Here is a 372-nt window from a genome sequence, read left to right as displayed (position 1 = left end):
TGAACGAGGCCCAGGCTTCGATCAGCGTGCCATCGACGGTGAAGTGATCGGAAGACAGCAGCCGCTCACGGCGCGCAAGGCACACGACTTCATCAAAAAATCGGCGCGCGATATCGGTGACCACCAGGCGCTCGCGCAGCCGACTGAAATTCGATTGATCCAGACTGGCGCTCTCCAGATCCATGTCGAGAAACCAGCGGAAGAGAATGTTGTAATCGAGTTGCTCGCAGAATTGTCGATCGGATCGAATCGAATACAGCGCGATGAGCAATTGGCCCTTGAGCAGCCGTTCCGGCGGAATCGACGGGCGACCCGTGCTCGAATAGAGCGCATCGAGTTCAGAAGAAATCGCGCCAAGTGCTCGCTCGGCCA

General features: G+C 57.5%; 1 protein-coding gene. It reads right to left on the bottom strand.

Translation table 11 applies throughout. The features are described 5' to 3' along the window. The coding region (locus tag GQB03_RS22715) for a transposase (RefSeq protein ID WP_200832430.1) at positions 1-372 on the bottom strand (372 nt) is incomplete at both ends.

It is taken from the genome of Cognatazoarcus halotolerans, from assembly GCF_009800965.1.
Taxonomy (GTDB): Bacteria; Pseudomonadota; Gammaproteobacteria; order Burkholderiales; family Rhodocyclaceae; genus Cognatazoarcus; species Cognatazoarcus halotolerans.
The sequence above is the reverse complement of the archived record's forward strand: the minus strand, read 5'-3'. Positions and strand labels throughout refer to the sequence as shown.